This window comes from Virgisporangium ochraceum (assembly GCF_016863655.1).
Taxonomy (GTDB): Bacteria; Actinomycetota; Actinomycetes; order Mycobacteriales; family Micromonosporaceae; genus Virgisporangium; species Virgisporangium ochraceum.
The window spans coordinates 143759-157352 of record NZ_BOPH01000105.1; the positions used below are offsets into that span (position 1 = coordinate 143759).

Genomic DNA, 13594 nt, shown 5'->3' on the forward strand with positions numbered 1-13594 from the left:
CGCGTGGAACTCGTCCAGGATTGGTCGATTCGGGTTGGGTGGTGGTGCTACCTGCGAGTGCGGCGAGGCAGCCGGGCCAGGCCGCATGTAAATGCGGACCGTTCGAACAATTCGGCCGTCAGCCGGACGCCGGTTATCGCCTCGGCGAGAGCGAACGCCGCAGCACCAGGCTCGCCCAGGTCGTCGTCCTGCCCCATGCGCATTCCCACGGTCCGCATGAGCTCGGCATAGAGGTCAGGATGGCTCCCGGAACGGTGCCAGGCGAACAGCGGCTCGAAGTCGACCACCAGTTGGCCATCGTCGACGAGGCAGAACCGATCCGCCGCATTGACATTGCGGAAATGGGAAACCAGGCGGCTGCCGGCGGACAACCCTGCGAAGAGTTCCTCGGTCACGCCGAGATAGCCGTTCACCTCTACCGCCAGGGCCCACTGCCCGACCGAGGTCGCCGCGATCAGCTGAACGTCTCCCTGATGCGCGTCCCACACGGCGTAGCTCGGGTCGACGAGCTCGCCGACACCGACGCGATCGACGCGGTCGCCGCCCACTCCAAACCTGTCCAGCAGTCCTGCCGAGGTCTCGTTGCCGACGAGCGTGACGCAGTACGCCTCAGCCAGATCGGGGAACCTCTGCTCGAACCACAGATAGTCGACGTCGGTGGGCACCATCGGCCCATGCTCGCACTCCGAGACGACGAAGTTTCACAGTCTCGGTAGATCAGCAAGGCCGCGCCGTCGCGGCATGTAAGGAAGCCGGGCAGCCCACTCGGTCGCGACGCTCCGTAGTGACCGGTGCCGGGTCAGGAAGCGCTGCCCGCGGGGGCGCCGGGTTTGGTGTGGAGGATGTCGCGGGCCTGGTCGGCGGCGCGGGCCATGTTTTCGGAGACGAAGGTGACGAAGCGTGCGATGTTCTCCAGGCGGGCGGCGGCCGGGGTGTCGCGGCCGAGGATGTCGACGCCTTGGCGGGCGATGTCGCCGAGTTGGGCGGTCGATCGGGCGCTGGCCATGACGGATTGGTACAGGACGTCGTCGTCGACGACGTAGCGTTCGCGGCGGCGTTCGTCGCGTTCGCGGCGGATCAGGCCCTGGCTGTCGAGGAACGCGACGGCCTTGGAGACCGATCCGGGGCTGATCTGCAGTCGCCGGGCGATCTCGGCAGCGGTGAGGCTGCCGGTGTCGGTGGTGTAGAGGCTGGCCAGGGCCCTGGCCGTCATCCGGGGAAGGCCGGACTGCATGAAGATGCCGGCGAAGGTGTCCTCGTACGCGCGCACGGCGTCGGTGTCCCGGTCGGTGTCGCGCCCGTCGGCCGGCCGCGACGCCGACGTTTGCCCGGGCGCGGCCTTGGCACGGCGGCGGGCGCGGTGTTCGGTGGCGTGGTGGGCGAGGTCGCCGCGGTACGCGACCGGGCCACCGTTGCGCATGACTTCCCGGGTGACGGTGGAGGTCGGGCGATCGAGGCGCCGGGCGATCTCCGCGTAGGCGAGACCGTCGGCCAGCCCGAGCGCGATCTGCTGGCGATCCTGCTGGGTGAGCCTGCCGCCCGGCATCACGGTCTCCTTCACAGTCGACAACGGTCGTCACCATAGCGTTCACCTCTCCCCATTGCAACGATCAGTCGAGTACTCATTGCGTTGCATCCTGGCCCATTGCAATGATTACAGGCGCTTTACCAGTGCTTATGCTCCTTCAGTGCAACATTGACGTTGCTCCAGCAGTAAAGGCAACGTAGCTTTTCGGTTGTCAGAAACACTCGATCGAAGGAGCTCACGATGAAGACGTTCACCACCCCGGCCCCGATCTCCGCCGTGCTGCACGTCCCCGCGGGTCGTGTCCGGTTCATCGCCGCCGACCGGGCCGACACCACGGTCGACGTCCTGCCCGCGGACGCGACCAAGGGCCGCGACATCAAGGCGGCGCAGCGGATCGGGGTCGCCTACACCGACGGTGTCCTGCGGATCGCGGCCGCCGACCCGGCGAGCCGGACCATCGGCGCCACCGGCTCCGTCGAGGTGACGGTCCAGCTACCCGCCGGCTCCCGGGTCCGGGCCACGACGGCCGACGCCGACGTCCGGGGCGTCGGACGCCTCAGCGACGTCACCGTCGACAGCGCCAGCGGATCGATCACCCTGGACGAGACGGCAAGCGCCCGCCTGACCCTGCAGGCCGGTGACGTCAAGGTCGGCCGCCTCGGCGGGCCGGCACAGATCAGCACCCGCAAGGGCGACCTGCACATCACGGAAGCCGTCCACGGCGCCGTCACCCTGCACACCGACCACGGCGACATCTGCGTCGGCGCTGCCCACGGCACCTCCGCCACGCTCGACGCCGGCACCGCCCTCGGCCGCATCCACAACACCCTCACCAACACCAGCGGTCCCGCCGCCGACCTCACCATCCACGCCACCACCGCCTACGGCAACATCACCGCACGCACTCTGTGACGGCCGGCCACCACGACAGGAGCAGGTGAAACGCATGACGAAGGACAGCAACGTCCCGGCCGCGTCGACGTGGTCCGGCATGGTGCCGGTCGACGACACGGCCCTGGCCGTCACCGACACCGGGGGCACCGGCACTCCGGTGATCTACCTCAACGGACAGTTCGCCACCCAGGGGTACTGGCGGCGGGTCATCGCCGAACTGGGTACCGAATGGCGGCACATCACCTACGACGAGCGGGCCCGCGGCAGATCGAACCGCTCGGCGGACTACTCCTTCGAGGCCGCCGTGCGAGACGTCGACGCCGTGCTGTCCGCCCGCGGGGTGGACCGGGTGCTGCTCGTGGGCTGGTCCTACGGCGCAGTGGTCGCCGCACACTGGGCCCACCGGCACCCGGACCGCACGATCGGCGCGGTCATGGCCGACGGCGCCTACCCGCACGACTGGCTCGACGAGGCCATGGAGCAACGGATCCGGAAGTTGTTCCGGCGCATGGGCTGGTTCCTGCCGCTGCTGCGCCCGACCGGTCTGGTCCCGCGGATGACCGCCGAACAGCAGGCTGACAGCAACATCGAGCTCGGCAGGCTCTCCCGCGTATGTGAGCTGGGACCTGTGCTCGACGCCCTCGCCGTCCCCACCCGGTACGTGGTCGCTTCGGGGGCATCCCTCGGAAGTCGCGGCGACGAGCAGGAACGGATCCGCGCCGGCCTCGACACAGTCACCGCCCGCAACCCGAACGTCCGGATCCACGCGAAGGTCGCCAGCAATCACGGTGCGCTGCTCAAGAAGGACTCCCCGGTCATCGCCGCGGCCGTCCGCGAGGTCGCCGCCCTCGTCGGCCACCCGCGCTGAGAACCCGTCCCGGAGGGGCCACCGGCATCAGACGACGACGGCGGCGCGACGTCGCCCGGCTGTCCACAGTGGACGAGCATCAGGAAGTGGCTGATGTGCATCACGCAGATCAACCACTTCTTGACGCGGGGTGGGAGCGCCGCGGACGGCCGATCGGCGCTGGGCCGACACCGCCTCCTGACGTTGTCGTGCTACCGGCCGCGCCAGGACATGCAGATCGGCCAGAGGGCGTTCCGCGCCCGCAACGTCAGCGGCAGATCCGGATGCCTTGTTGGTCTGGTGCCGTTCGGGATGGCTTCACTCGGCCCCGATGTCGGACCGCTGTGCGGGCGTCGTAACGTCCCCCATCGTGGTCACGATCGAGAGTCTGGCGCTGCGGCTGGAGCGGGTCGAGGCGCGACTGGCGCTGCACAGGCTGGTACACGACTACTGCGTCGGCGCCGATCACCGTGACCTGCAACGGTGGACGTCGGTGTGGACTACCGACGCGGTGTGGGAGACCAGCCCGGACCGCCGCTTCGTCGGTATCGAGTCCATCTGCGACGCCGTCCAGGAACAGTGGCGGAGTTTCCCGATCATGCAGCACGCCACCGCCAACCACGTCGTCGACCTCGACGGCGTCACAGCGAAGGGCCGATGCGACGTGGTGGTCCTCGTTCAGCTGCCTGACGGCCGGTGGATCGCCGGCGGCGGCTGTTACGAGGACGACTATCGCAACGCCGACGGCACTTGGCGCATTGCCTACCGGCGGGTGGTGCGGCCGTTCGATCTGGCCCCGCTTGCCCCGGCCAACGGACCTGGCGAGGTCAACGACATACCCGACTGAGTCTCGCCACCGCACCGGGCCGTTCCGTGAGGGCAGGCGAGCGCTCAGCGGCATGAGCGGACGATCAGACACAGTCCCAGAAGAATCGACCTTCCCGTTGATCTTGGCTTAGGAAGGCGTATCCGGTGCCGCCACCGAAGTTGAGCGCGAACGCGTCCTCACCCCAGCCCTCGGCGCCATCCAACTGGAAGAAGAACCGCCACGAATCATCTATCTGTGGCGGCGTCCATGGTTGCCAGAACAAGGGCTGACCACCGACATAGCTGCGGCAGCTCACATCCGGAAGCTCACCGTCCTCCGTTGACGCACCTTGCAGCGCCGCGTCGCGGTAGGCGACGTGTCGCTCGAACGCCGTGGCCTCCGCGTCGTTCGGAGCGCTCAGGTCGAGATGTAGCTCCACCGGCTCCCGCGCGAACCAGTCGGTGCCCCGTCGCGACAACGACGGTCCGGTACCCCGGATATCGCCGTTCACAAAGGGCGGCACGCGTCCATGCGGTTGAACCAGAAGAGCGTTCTCGCCGCCGTCCAGATCGTAGGTGCCGTCTTCATCGCTGAGGAACAGGTACGCCATCCTGCCGCACGACCCCGGCAACGGAAACTGCCCAATGAACGTCATCGGATCGCCGGAACTCCGCGACGCCGGCCAGAACGGCTCATCCACCCAGAATGGCTGTCCTCCGAGCTTCGCGACCGGCCCGTCGATCGGAGCGGCACTGGGCCGCCACGACATCTCCCAGCGGGGCGTCAACCACCGATCGAAGGGGCCAGCCGCCGACACCAGCGGTTCAAAGCGCTCCGCCCACACCACCGTCATCACCTCGGACCGATGAACCTGCAACGCCACCGTACGGGAATCCGCCCCGTCACCTCAGGCATCCGCTCATCGGCGCGACCGCGCACCGGCCGTGCCCACCGGTCGAGGCGAGGAACGGAGCGTCACGATCGCCGGCGACCGAGGCGCCCGGTCTGCGGCAGATCAGCAAGGCCGCGCTCCTCGCGGCATGTGCGGATGTCGCGTCTTACTCGATCAACCGTCGGATCTCAACGCGAGCTCCAGCCGCTTCGCCAGGGCCGACGGTCCGATCCTCCAGGCTTGCTGCGACGCAAAGACGAAAGCTCTTGCACGCTGCGCGCGCAGAGCCCGGAAGCCGGGCTATCGACTTCAATGCCAGTAACGGACGTGTGACCTGGGACTGACGCCAGGAACGTCACCACTCCCCGACGAACACCGCCTTCATTCTGACGGCCGCCTCTCAGTCCGGCGCCTTGTCGATCTGCCCGGTGACGTGGCAGGCGATCTCGCGGAGCACCTCGATCTGCTGGGGCGTGAGTCCGTCGATGACCAGGCGCCGCACCGCCGCGACGTGGCCCGGTGCCGCGGCGACCACGACCTCCCATCCGGGCTCGGTCAGCACGGCCCGGGTGTAGCGCGGGTTGTCCGGGTCGGGCTCGCGGCACAGCAGGTCGCGTTGCTGTAGGCGTTTGACGACGTTCGACAGCCGCGACAGGGAGCTGCCGATGTGGGCGGCCAGGTCGCTGAGCCGCATCGCCCGGCCCGGTTCCATCGACAGGAGGCTGAGCACGAAGTAGTCGAACAGGGTCAGCCCGCTGTCGCGGAGCAGTTGGGCGTCGAGGGCGCCGGGCAGGTTGAAGACAAGTTTGGCCAGGGCGAACCAGGCCTCGCGTTCCTGGTCGTTGAGCCATTTCGGATTGTCCGGCACGCCCGTCAGCCTACGTCGAGCTTCAACCGTGAAGTGAGTCGCACCACACTCGGTTCAAGCTTGAAGCATCCGAGGTCTACCGTGAGCTTCAAGCTTGAACCCAACCTGCGAGGAGGAGCCGTGACCCTGTTCCGGCTGGACGCCAGCATCCGTACCCACGGCTCCGCGAGCCGCGAGATCGCGGACATCGTCGAGGAGGAGTGGGTCGCGGCCCACCCCGGCGACCCGGTCACCCGCCGTCACATCGGCGTCGACACCCTGCCGTCGACCGTCTGGGCGGCCGCCGTCACCGCCGGCATGACCCCACCGGCGGAGCAGACCACCGAACAGCGGGAGGCCGTCGCCCTCGCCGCGACGCTGGTCGACGAACTGCTGTCGGCCGACGCGATCCTGTTCGCCGTGCCGCTCTACAACTTCGGCGTCTCCCAGCACTTCAAGGCCTACATCGACCTCATCTGCACCGACCCCCGCGCAACCGGCGCCCAGTTGCTGGCCGGCAGGCCGGTGGTGCTGGCCACGGTCCGCGGCGGCGCGTACGGCAGCGGCACCCCACGGGAGGGCTGGGACCACTCAACCCCGTACCTGCGTCGCATCCTCGCCGACTCCTGGGGTTCCGACCTGACCGTCGTCGAGCGGGAGTTCACGCTCGTCGGCGTCAACCCCGCCCTGGACCCGTTCACCGAAACGGCCGCGCAGATGCACGCCAGCGCTCTCGACGCTGCTCGCGAGGCCGGCCGTGCCCTCGGCGCGCTGCCGGTACCCGCCTGAGGCCGTGCCACGATCGGATGGTGACGCCCGTCCTTCAGCGGCGGCCGGGTGCCCACGGTCCGCTTGACGTGGACACCCGGACTCCTCGGTCAGCTGGTGTCGATCGGTCATCGCCAGTGAAGTCCATCGCGTCCGGACCAGAGCGCGGAGTCGGGGCGGGAACGCGAACGGACGCGCTCGATGATGATCGCCGACGGCCAGCGCCTCCGATCCGAGTATGCGTTCGTCGCGGCAGATCCGGTAACCGGGCTCCCCAACACAGTTCTCAGTGCCTACACGGACGGCGAGGAGCAGACCATTCATTGTTCCCAGCAATTGTGGAACCTGGCCGCGGCCGTACTCACGAAGATCGGGACATAGCGTTCAGGCGACGGCGTTACGGTGCGCTGGGAACCTGTCGATCTCGATGTTGGCTGAGGATGGCGTTGCTTGGATGAAGTGGAGCCCGAGACGCTCCTGGTCTTCCGACCTGCCGCACGGGATCCGTCGTGGCGACCGGGATGGGATCCGATCATTGTAGGTGAGCAGCCGGTGCGCCTTGAGGACCTCGGTCAGTCCGCTTTCATCTGGCGCAACTTCCGGGTGCAGGCCGAGTTCAGGCTGGGCGGCGCTGACTTCAGCGAGTCCGGTGTCCCGGTGTGCGTACTGGATTTCGCTCTCATGCTGCAGGCCGCCAGAGCGATACTGCGGGAGGACGGCGCCGCGGCACTGGAGTTGTCCGATCGCGTCGGGGAGTGGGTCTTCGACCGTCAGGAGGGGGACGACCGGGTCAGATTGCGAAGGCGGTACAGGCTCCGCGACGGATACCGGTACCGTGCGGCCGACGGCTCGTGTCCGCTCGAAGCGTTCGATGGCCTCGTCGACCGGTCCCTGACCGACGCCCTTTCCCTGATCTTCTCCGCTCAACCAGCACTTCGGCGAAACCCATACCTTCGTAGGCTCGCAGCGGAATCGGGCCACCCGGACCCGGGATGACGGTAGCCGGCCACCACGACCGGCCACCACGTCCCGGGCCACTCGGTTGTCTTCGGTAATCACTCGCGGAGCGGCAGATGAGGATGGCAGTGGCCGGCTGTGCCGGGCAGCCTCAGCCAATTCGGGAAGGCCAGTGGGTCGATGATCGCGGCGTCCATTGGCACATCCGCGCCGCTGGTCGGAGACTCGAACTGGGCCAGCGCGAGCGTTTAGCCGCAAACCGTAGGAATCGCGGGAACCGTGTGCTCGATGAGCCACGCGCGTACGAGATCGACTGAACGAAGGTCAAGCGTTCGTAACTGCCGCAAGGCCGAGGATCTCGGGGTGGCCGGCGACCGCGCGCCACCGGGCGGCCGGGTCGGGTACCAGCCGGCGGGTCCGCAGATCGAGCAGTCCGGTGACGGTGCAGACCTCCGCGACCAGCACAGCGGCGCGGTTGTGGAACTCGCGGCGAACGCGGAACGTCTTGCCGCCGCCCCACTCGAAGGCGCAGGAGACGGTCACCTCGTCGCCGCCTCGGAGTTCGCGGTGGAAGCGCATGGTGGTCTCGATGTTGACCGGGCCGACGCCGGAGCGCAGCAGCGCGTCGGTGTCGACGCCGGCCGCCCGGACGCAGGCGTACAGCGCGTGGTCGGCGTACTGGACGTACACTGCGCCGTTGACGTGGCCCTGCGGGTCGAGCTCGTACGACCGCACCTCAATCCGTACCGAGAACACGTCAGGCCCGCCGCTCGCTCAGCCACTTCCGCGACCGCTCGCTCGCGTACCGCAGCCCGTCGCGGGTCTCGATCCACTCCCCCCGCGCCCAGCCACCCGCGGTCTGCGGTGCGAACCCGTGCCGGCGGAACAGTGCGCTGGCCTCCTCCCGGGTCAGCCCGCGCAATCCCCACTCCTCGAGCAGGGCCACGATCCGGTCGTCCTCCGACAGGCCGCCATCACCGTCGAGCGCGTCGGCCAGATCGGTGAAGCCACGGGCGATCACGCGCAGAGCCGCCGCCGCGGCACGGGTGTCCACCTTCCTAATCGTATACCAATCGCTAGCAATCGGATAGCGATAGGACCGTTCGGGATCAATACCTGCGCCTCAGCAGACGCAGCTCGTCCCCCAGCCTTCGATGACAGGGCTCACCTGGTCTTGACGTGTTCTCGCCGGCCTCAGGTGTTGTTGGAGCCGCGACGCGTTGGGAGGGCTCGGATTGATCGGATCCTGGATCAGGGGGCTGCGGAGGACCATGCCGTGCTGTCGGGCAGGACGGTTGCGAGGGCCCACTGACGCATTTCCAGATGAGTGGCGACGGCCAGGAGTTGCCCGGCAAGTGCGAACGCGGGCTCGCCGGGCTCCGGCGGGCGGTGGGCGACGAGTCGAAGCATGGTGTCCCAGCAAGCCACGAGGTGAGCGCCCCAGCGGTGGTGCCACTGCCATAACGCTGCGGCGAGTTCCCGGGTGTGACCCGCAGATCGGTAGAAGTCGACCCAGGCGGGCGCCACGCCAGAATTTGGCAGGTCCATTACGATCGTTGGTTCCCGCCGCTCCTACGAGGCGCCCGGGTCGGCGCGTCACCCTGCGCCGGGTGCAACCCGCTCACTGATCACCGGCGGGGGTTTCCGGCCCTGCCGTGGCCGTCGTCGTTGATCATCGCTGCGGTGGTTGCCAGCTCAGGCCGGCGCGGCGATAACGTTCCTCGATGCGCGCGGCAATCTCCTCGTCGGTGCTGGGTGGACGCAGCGGGGCGTAGGCCGCCGCGGCCTCGTCGGCGCGGCCGGCAGTGGCCAGTACGATGGCGAGCGTGTGACGCAGCGCTCGCGTGTTCGGGTCGCGCTCGCCCCGCTCCACGATGCTCGCGTCGAGCAGCTCGCGGTAGGCACGCTCGGCGCCGTCGAGGTCGCCCGCCGCATATCGGCGCGACGCTGCGAGCTCGGGCGATTCCGGACCGGCGGGCGGCGGTGCGCCGGTACGCCACCCGTGAAATCGAGGGCACATGTAATCGGCCGTGCGGGGCAGGATCACACAACCGCCGAGCACGATCCGCCCGGCCGGGGCCTTGGCCGCGCCCCGCTCGTTGGGATGTCCGTACATGATCGGTCGACCCGGCAGCCCGCAGACGGGGCACACCACGCGATCTTCCGGCCCGGACCCCACCATGCCCGCAGCATATCGAGCACCGTCACGGGCTCTGGGCCGATATCCGATCGATAACGCACCGTACCGTCGTGCGCTGTCCGCGGCAGATGTTCGCGCCTGATCAAGACCCATCAGGGCAGGTTATGGCCCGGCGATCTCCGCTGCGGCTTGGAAGAGTTCGGCTCGGACTGGTCGGGCGTTGCGGCTCGGCCGGAGAGTCGGCGCAGGCGCTCGGCTGCGACGGTGCGCACCTTCCGGATTCGGCCGTCGTGTGCAAGGACGGTAAGGACGTGCGGGTCGTCTACCTCCGATGCGAGTCGCCGCTGCACCTAGTCCGACCTGACTATGACGGTTTCATTTGGTTCTAGCGTGTCGCCCCACCTGGTCCACATCGGTGAACTGGCCCTGGACCTGGGGATCAGGGCGATAAGGGCGCTTACCTGCTTCGCCACAGCCACCCTGGTACGAGCGAGCGGTCAGGCGGGGACCTATGCCGCAAGCTTGGGCGACCGAGTCGCGGCAGATCAGGAGTTGGTCGCCCGCTGGGGTGTCGGGAACACCGAGGACGGAGAGCAGATCGCCGACATGCCGTCCCGTCCAGGCGCCGGCGGCCTCCGACGCAGCCCGTCAGCTCTGCCGGGGACCGGGTCGGCGTCATCCAGCAACAGCCGGTGCCACGGGGCCGGCCTCGCATACAGCGTGTCTCACCCGCACCTGACCGAACGAAACGGGCCGCCGCCGACATCCCTCGTCGGTGGCGGCCCGCTGGCGCCGGCGGCTCAGCTGATCCTGGCGACGGCCGAACGGAGCGACTTCTTGTACGCGTCGACCATCGCCTGGTCGATCGGGCCCTGGCCGCCGTCATAGGCGAGCGCGTCGATGTCGAGCCCACCGGCGCGCAACTGCCGGGCGATCTGCGCGTTGAGCGCGAACGCGGTGTCGTCCCACATGCTCAGGCCTTTGGAAGCCGGTCCGCACCTGATGTTGTTGCAGTGCCCCCAGGCGCCGGCCACCGCGACGATCCGGCGACCCCGCACCTGCACGACCACCTGATACGCGTACTCGTCGGATGCCTGATCCGGCGCGAACGGCGGAATCACCCGCACGAAGTCGCCCTGGATGGTGCGAACGGCGGCAGCGCGCTGTCCGGCCGCCGTGCCGCCGATCTGCCCCGCCAACGCCGTCTGCCCCGCGAACCCGGCACCGAGCACCGCCATCGTGACACCGGCGACGAACAGCATTTTGCGCTTCTTCAAGACCTCTCCCAAGGGGGCACGTGTCGTCAATGACGCGCAGCAGTGTGGCACGGGTACGTCGATCCGTAAGGCGTTGCAGAGGCTAGGGCGATGATCAGTGCCCGTCCGGGTAACTCACTGGCGCACGACGGCCTTGCTGGATCCGGGGTGAGATCGGTGCGCCGATTCCACGCATCACGCGCTCGACCCTGCTACGGGCCACGTCGAACCCGGCCCGCCGCAGCGCGATCCAGGTCCGCCGGGCGCCGTGATGGGCGTGTAGCCGACCCGCGCCGTGCCGACACCGGCCCCGAAACAGTGCTCGCCGCTCGACGTGGATGCCGTTCCTTCCGTTCGCCGTCACCGGCGATGTCGACGGCAGCGAGGTCGGCGCCCAGCGTCCGGCCCCACCCGGCGACGCCTACGGCCAATCCAAGAAAGCGCTTCTGCTGGTCACGAGTGGGGGTCGGGGATGACATCCGTCCACCTGGTGGACCACCGACGCGTGGGCCGAAGGCCTCGGGGTTGCAGACGCCGGGGGTGGCGAACCCGGCAGGGCCGGCGGCCACGGCCACCGCGTTCAATGAGATCATGTGCGCGCTCATCGGCTCCGGAAGCCGGATTCGCACAGTTCGCGGGCAGGTGAGTTGGGACTTCGCAGGTGCCGTCTCGGCTGTCGGATCGGCGGGAGCGGGGGCGTCAGGTTTCACCGCGACCGATCTCCACGCCAACTCGGGTTCCAGACGGCCGAGGAGGGCGCCGCCATCATCGGCCGAGCGGCGTGGCCGGTCCGGACGGCCGGACCGGTGGCTACTTCACCGCTCACGGCCCCCTCCCCTGGCGACCGGGCCGGGAGGCGCCGGGCCGGGCCCGCGTCCGTCCGGTCGGTCGGACCTCGAGGCGCCGATAACCCTTGTGGGTGAACGGTATGGCCGCGCTCACCGACCTCCGGGCGGCGTCGCGCACGCCTGTCGCCGCCCGCCCGCGTCCCGAACCGGTCGAACGGGCCGAGCACCCTACGTCCGCGTCAACGCCGTGCGGGTGCGGCCGTGCTGCCGCGCACGACCAGGGTCGTCGCCAGCTCGACGTGGGTCTGGGTGATGGTCTTCCCGGCCGTCAGGGCCAGCACGAGCCGGGCCGCGGTGGCGCCCATCTCGCTGATCGGCTGCCGCACCGTGGTCAGCGGTGGCCCGCACCAGCCGGCGTAGGAGATGTCGTCAAAGCCCACCACGCTGAGCTCGTCGGGAATTCGCAACCCGGCCAGCCGGGCGGCCTCGTACACACCGAAGGCCTGCAGGTCGTTACCGCAGAGCACGGCCGTCGGTGGCTCGTCGAGACGCAGCAGCTCCGCGGCGTGCGTCCGGCCGTCCTCGAACGAGAACCACATTCCGGAGCGCAGGAGGTTCCCGTCGAGCGGCGCGCCACCCGCGGCGAGGGCAGCCCGCACGCCGTCCAGGCGTTCGCGCGCGCACAGGCGGTCGAGCGGTCCGCTGATCACGGCGATCCGCTGGTGGCCCAGGTTGAGCAGGTGCCGAGCGGCGGCGAAGGCGCCGCGGCGGTTGGCCGCGGCCACCGAGGGCACCGGCTGCAGCGGCTCCACGATGGGATCCACCACGACGACGGGGATCGCGCCGGCGGCCAGCAGCCCACGCTGTTCGGGTGCGACCCCCATCTGCACGGCGATCATCCCGGCCGGTCGGCGCGACAACAGGTCCCGCTCCCAGTTGCGGCCGGTCGCGGCCTCCCGCAACACGTCGGTGAAACCGACGGCGAGGTCGTGCTCGACCACGACCTGCTTGACGCCGCGCATGATCTCGATCGCGACCTGACCCAGCGCACCGTAGAAGACCACCTCGACGCAGGCGGCGCGGGTGACCTTCTCGGGACGCCGGTAGTTCTGCCCGCGCAGCAGCTCCTCCACCCGGCGACGGGTGTCCGCCGCCACCCCCGGACGGCCGTTGAGCACCTTCGACACCGTGGGCGGCGAGACACCGGCCAGCTGCGCGATCGCGGCCACCGTGAGCGCACCGCGGCGGCGGCCGGGTTTCCCGGTGGCCCGGGTCGCCGAGGGCGCAGGCGGGGCGGACGCGCTGACCGGCGTATCCGGACGGTCCGACGCGCCGGTGTCCCGGGCTGGCAGCGGGCGGCGCCGCGAACCGCGCCGTTCGGCGACCTCCCGCAGCAGGCGGACGCGCACCCGGTCGGCCTCCTGCGCCGCGTCGGCACCGGCGGGCACGGTCTGGACCAGGTACTGGCGCTTCTTCGAGGCAGGGTCGACGCCCGCGTAGACCCGCACCCGCAGCGAGCCGCTCGGCAGCGTCTCGATCTCACCCCGTGCCCGCGGCTCCGCATTTCCGGTGGCCATGGCGACACCGTAGCGCACCAATCCATCGATGGCTCCACATGGCTCCATGCACCGCGCGCGGCGCCCTGTCTGGTCAGGCGTGGAGCCATTCCGGCGCGGAGTAGTGGAGCTATTGCGCCGATGTCCTGCTCCACGAAGTCCAATAGTTCGCTGCTCATGGTCGTGCTCGTCTCGAAACCCGCACCGAGAGAAATGGTCATTGCGGAAGCAGACCGGTTCTGCCAAAGTGAGCTTCCGATGGATGCCCATCGATTGTTATCGGGTGTCGGCACCGGGATCACGGTCAGTCCCG

The 13594-nt window shown here is 69.2% G+C and carries 16 protein-coding genes; 6 read left to right on the forward strand and 10 right to left on the reverse strand.

From position 1 onward, the window contains the following. Positions 1–47: 47 nt before the first annotated feature. Both Voc01_RS38780 and Voc01_RS38785 read right to left on the reverse strand, forming a co-directional pair. A complete protein-coding gene (locus tag Voc01_RS38780; RefSeq protein WP_203932673.1) occupies positions 48–668 on the reverse strand; it encodes a DUF6461 domain-containing protein in 621 nt (206 codons plus the stop codon). Positions 669–799: 131 nt separating this feature from the next. Further along, positions 800–1546, reverse strand: coding sequence for a GbsR/MarR family transcriptional regulator (locus Voc01_RS38785; RefSeq protein WP_203932749.1), 747 nt, complete (start codon positions 1544–1546; stop codon positions 800–802). Positions 1547–1768: 222 nt separating this feature from the next. Here Voc01_RS38785 and Voc01_RS38790 point away from each other — a divergent pair, with 222 nt between their 5' ends. The 3 genes from Voc01_RS38790 to Voc01_RS38800 all read left to right on the forward strand — a co-directional run bounded on the left by Voc01_RS38790 (position 1769) and on the right by Voc01_RS38800 (position 4116). Beyond that, the gene (locus Voc01_RS38790) at positions 1769–2440 is read left to right on the forward strand and encodes a DUF4097 family beta strand repeat-containing protein (protein ID WP_203932674.1); all 672 of its coding nucleotides are present in this window, start codon (positions 1769–1771) and stop codon (positions 2438–2440) included. A gap of 34 nt (positions 2441–2474) precedes the next feature. Beyond that, positions 2475–3290, forward strand: coding sequence for an alpha/beta fold hydrolase (locus Voc01_RS38795; protein WP_203932675.1), 816 nt, complete (start codon positions 2475–2477; stop codon positions 3288–3290). A 349-nt stretch (positions 3291–3639) separates the two neighbouring features. After that, positions 3640–4116: a nuclear transport factor 2 family protein gene (locus tag Voc01_RS38800; RefSeq protein WP_203932676.1), complete on the forward strand. Its 477-nt coding sequence runs from the start codon at positions 3640–3642 to the stop codon at positions 4114–4116. A 64-nt stretch (positions 4117–4180) separates the two neighbouring features. Here Voc01_RS38800 and Voc01_RS38805 read toward each other — a convergent pair whose 3' ends face one another. Next, positions 4181–4960 (reverse strand): hypothetical protein, encoded by a 780-nt coding sequence (locus Voc01_RS38805; RefSeq protein ID WP_239160807.1) that lies wholly within the window; start codon positions 4958–4960, stop codon positions 4181–4183. 409 nt (positions 4961–5369) lie between these two features. Next, positions 5370–5837 carry a MarR family winged helix-turn-helix transcriptional regulator gene (locus Voc01_RS38810; protein ID WP_239160808.1) on the reverse strand — a complete coding sequence of 156 codons (468 nt, stop codon included), beginning with the start codon at positions 5835–5837 and terminating at the stop codon, positions 5370–5372. 120 nt (positions 5838–5957) lie between these two features. Between Voc01_RS38810 and Voc01_RS38815 the strand changes: the two genes are divergently transcribed. The 3 genes from Voc01_RS38815 (at position 5958) to Voc01_RS38825 (ending at position 7580) form a co-directional block, all read left to right on the forward strand. After that, complete coding sequence (locus Voc01_RS38815; protein ID WP_203932677.1) at positions 5958–6605, forward strand: FMN-dependent NADH-azoreductase; 648 nt, start codon at positions 5958–5960, stop codon at positions 6603–6605. A gap of 180 nt (positions 6606–6785) precedes the next feature. Further along, positions 6786–6965: a hypothetical protein gene (locus Voc01_RS38820; RefSeq protein WP_203932678.1), complete on the forward strand. Its 180-nt coding sequence runs from the start codon at positions 6786–6788 to the stop codon at positions 6963–6965. Between the two features lie 69 nt (positions 6966–7034). Continuing rightward, positions 7035–7580: a hypothetical protein gene (locus Voc01_RS38825; RefSeq protein ID WP_203932679.1), complete on the forward strand. Its 546-nt coding sequence runs from the start codon at positions 7035–7037 to the stop codon at positions 7578–7580. A gap of 285 nt (positions 7581–7865) precedes the next feature. On the opposite strand, the gene Voc01_RS38830 is transcribed toward Voc01_RS38825, so the two are convergent. From Voc01_RS38830 to Voc01_RS38850, 6 genes are all read right to left on the reverse strand, one after another. Continuing rightward, complete coding sequence (locus Voc01_RS38830; RefSeq protein WP_239160809.1) at positions 7866–8276, reverse strand: acyl-CoA thioesterase; 411 nt, start codon at positions 8274–8276, stop codon at positions 7866–7868. A 22-nt stretch (positions 8277–8298) separates the two neighbouring features. Continuing rightward, positions 8299–8595, reverse strand: a complete 297-nt coding sequence (locus Voc01_RS38835; protein WP_203932681.1) for a hypothetical protein — start codon at positions 8593–8595, stop codon at positions 8299–8301. A gap of 197 nt (positions 8596–8792) precedes the next feature. Further along, on the reverse strand, positions 8793–9089 hold the full coding sequence (locus Voc01_RS54845) for a DUF4253 domain-containing protein (RefSeq protein ID WP_373873922.1): 297 nt from the start codon (positions 9087–9089) through the stop codon (positions 8793–8795). A 124-nt stretch (positions 9090–9213) separates the two neighbouring features. Beyond that, positions 9214–9723, reverse strand: coding sequence for a hypothetical protein (locus Voc01_RS38840; protein WP_203932682.1), 510 nt, complete (start codon positions 9721–9723; stop codon positions 9214–9216). A 758-nt stretch (positions 9724–10481) separates the two neighbouring features. Continuing rightward, positions 10482–10958 (reverse strand): hypothetical protein, encoded by a 477-nt coding sequence (locus Voc01_RS38845; RefSeq protein ID WP_203932683.1) that lies wholly within the window; start codon positions 10956–10958, stop codon positions 10482–10484. A gap of 1006 nt (positions 10959–11964) precedes the next feature. After that, positions 11965–13302, reverse strand: coding sequence for a LacI family DNA-binding transcriptional regulator (locus Voc01_RS38850; protein WP_203932684.1), 1338 nt, complete (start codon positions 13300–13302; stop codon positions 11965–11967). Between the last annotated feature and the right edge of the window lie 292 nt (positions 13303–13594).

Coding starts and splice junctions, on each gene's coding strand:
- Voc01_RS38795 (WP_203932675.1), top strand. CDS start 2,475: ATGACGAAGGACAGCAACGTCCCGGCCGCGTCGACGTGGTCCGGCATG.
- Voc01_RS38785 (WP_203932749.1), bottom strand. CDS start 1,546: ATGCCGGGCGGCAGGCTCACCCAGCAGGATCGCCAGCAGATCGCGCTC.
- Voc01_RS38820 (WP_203932678.1), top strand. CDS start 6,786: ATGATGATCGCCGACGGCCAGCGCCTCCGATCCGAGTATGCGTTCGTC.
- Voc01_RS54845 (WP_373873922.1), bottom strand. CDS start 9,089: ATGGACCTGCCAAATTCTGGCGTGGCGCCCGCCTGGGTCGACTTCTAC.
- Voc01_RS38790 (WP_203932674.1), top strand. CDS start 1,769: ATGAAGACGTTCACCACCCCGGCCCCGATCTCCGCCGTGCTGCACGTC.
- Voc01_RS38840 (WP_203932682.1), bottom strand. CDS start 9,723: ATGGTGGGGTCCGGGCCGGAAGATCGCGTGGTGTGCCCCGTCTGCGGG.
- Voc01_RS38780 (WP_203932673.1), bottom strand. CDS start 668: ATGGTGCCCACCGACGTCGACTATCTGTGGTTCGAGCAGAGGTTCCCC.
- Voc01_RS38850 (WP_203932684.1), bottom strand. CDS start 13,302: ATGGCCACCGGAAATGCGGAGCCGCGGGCACGGGGTGAGATCGAGACG.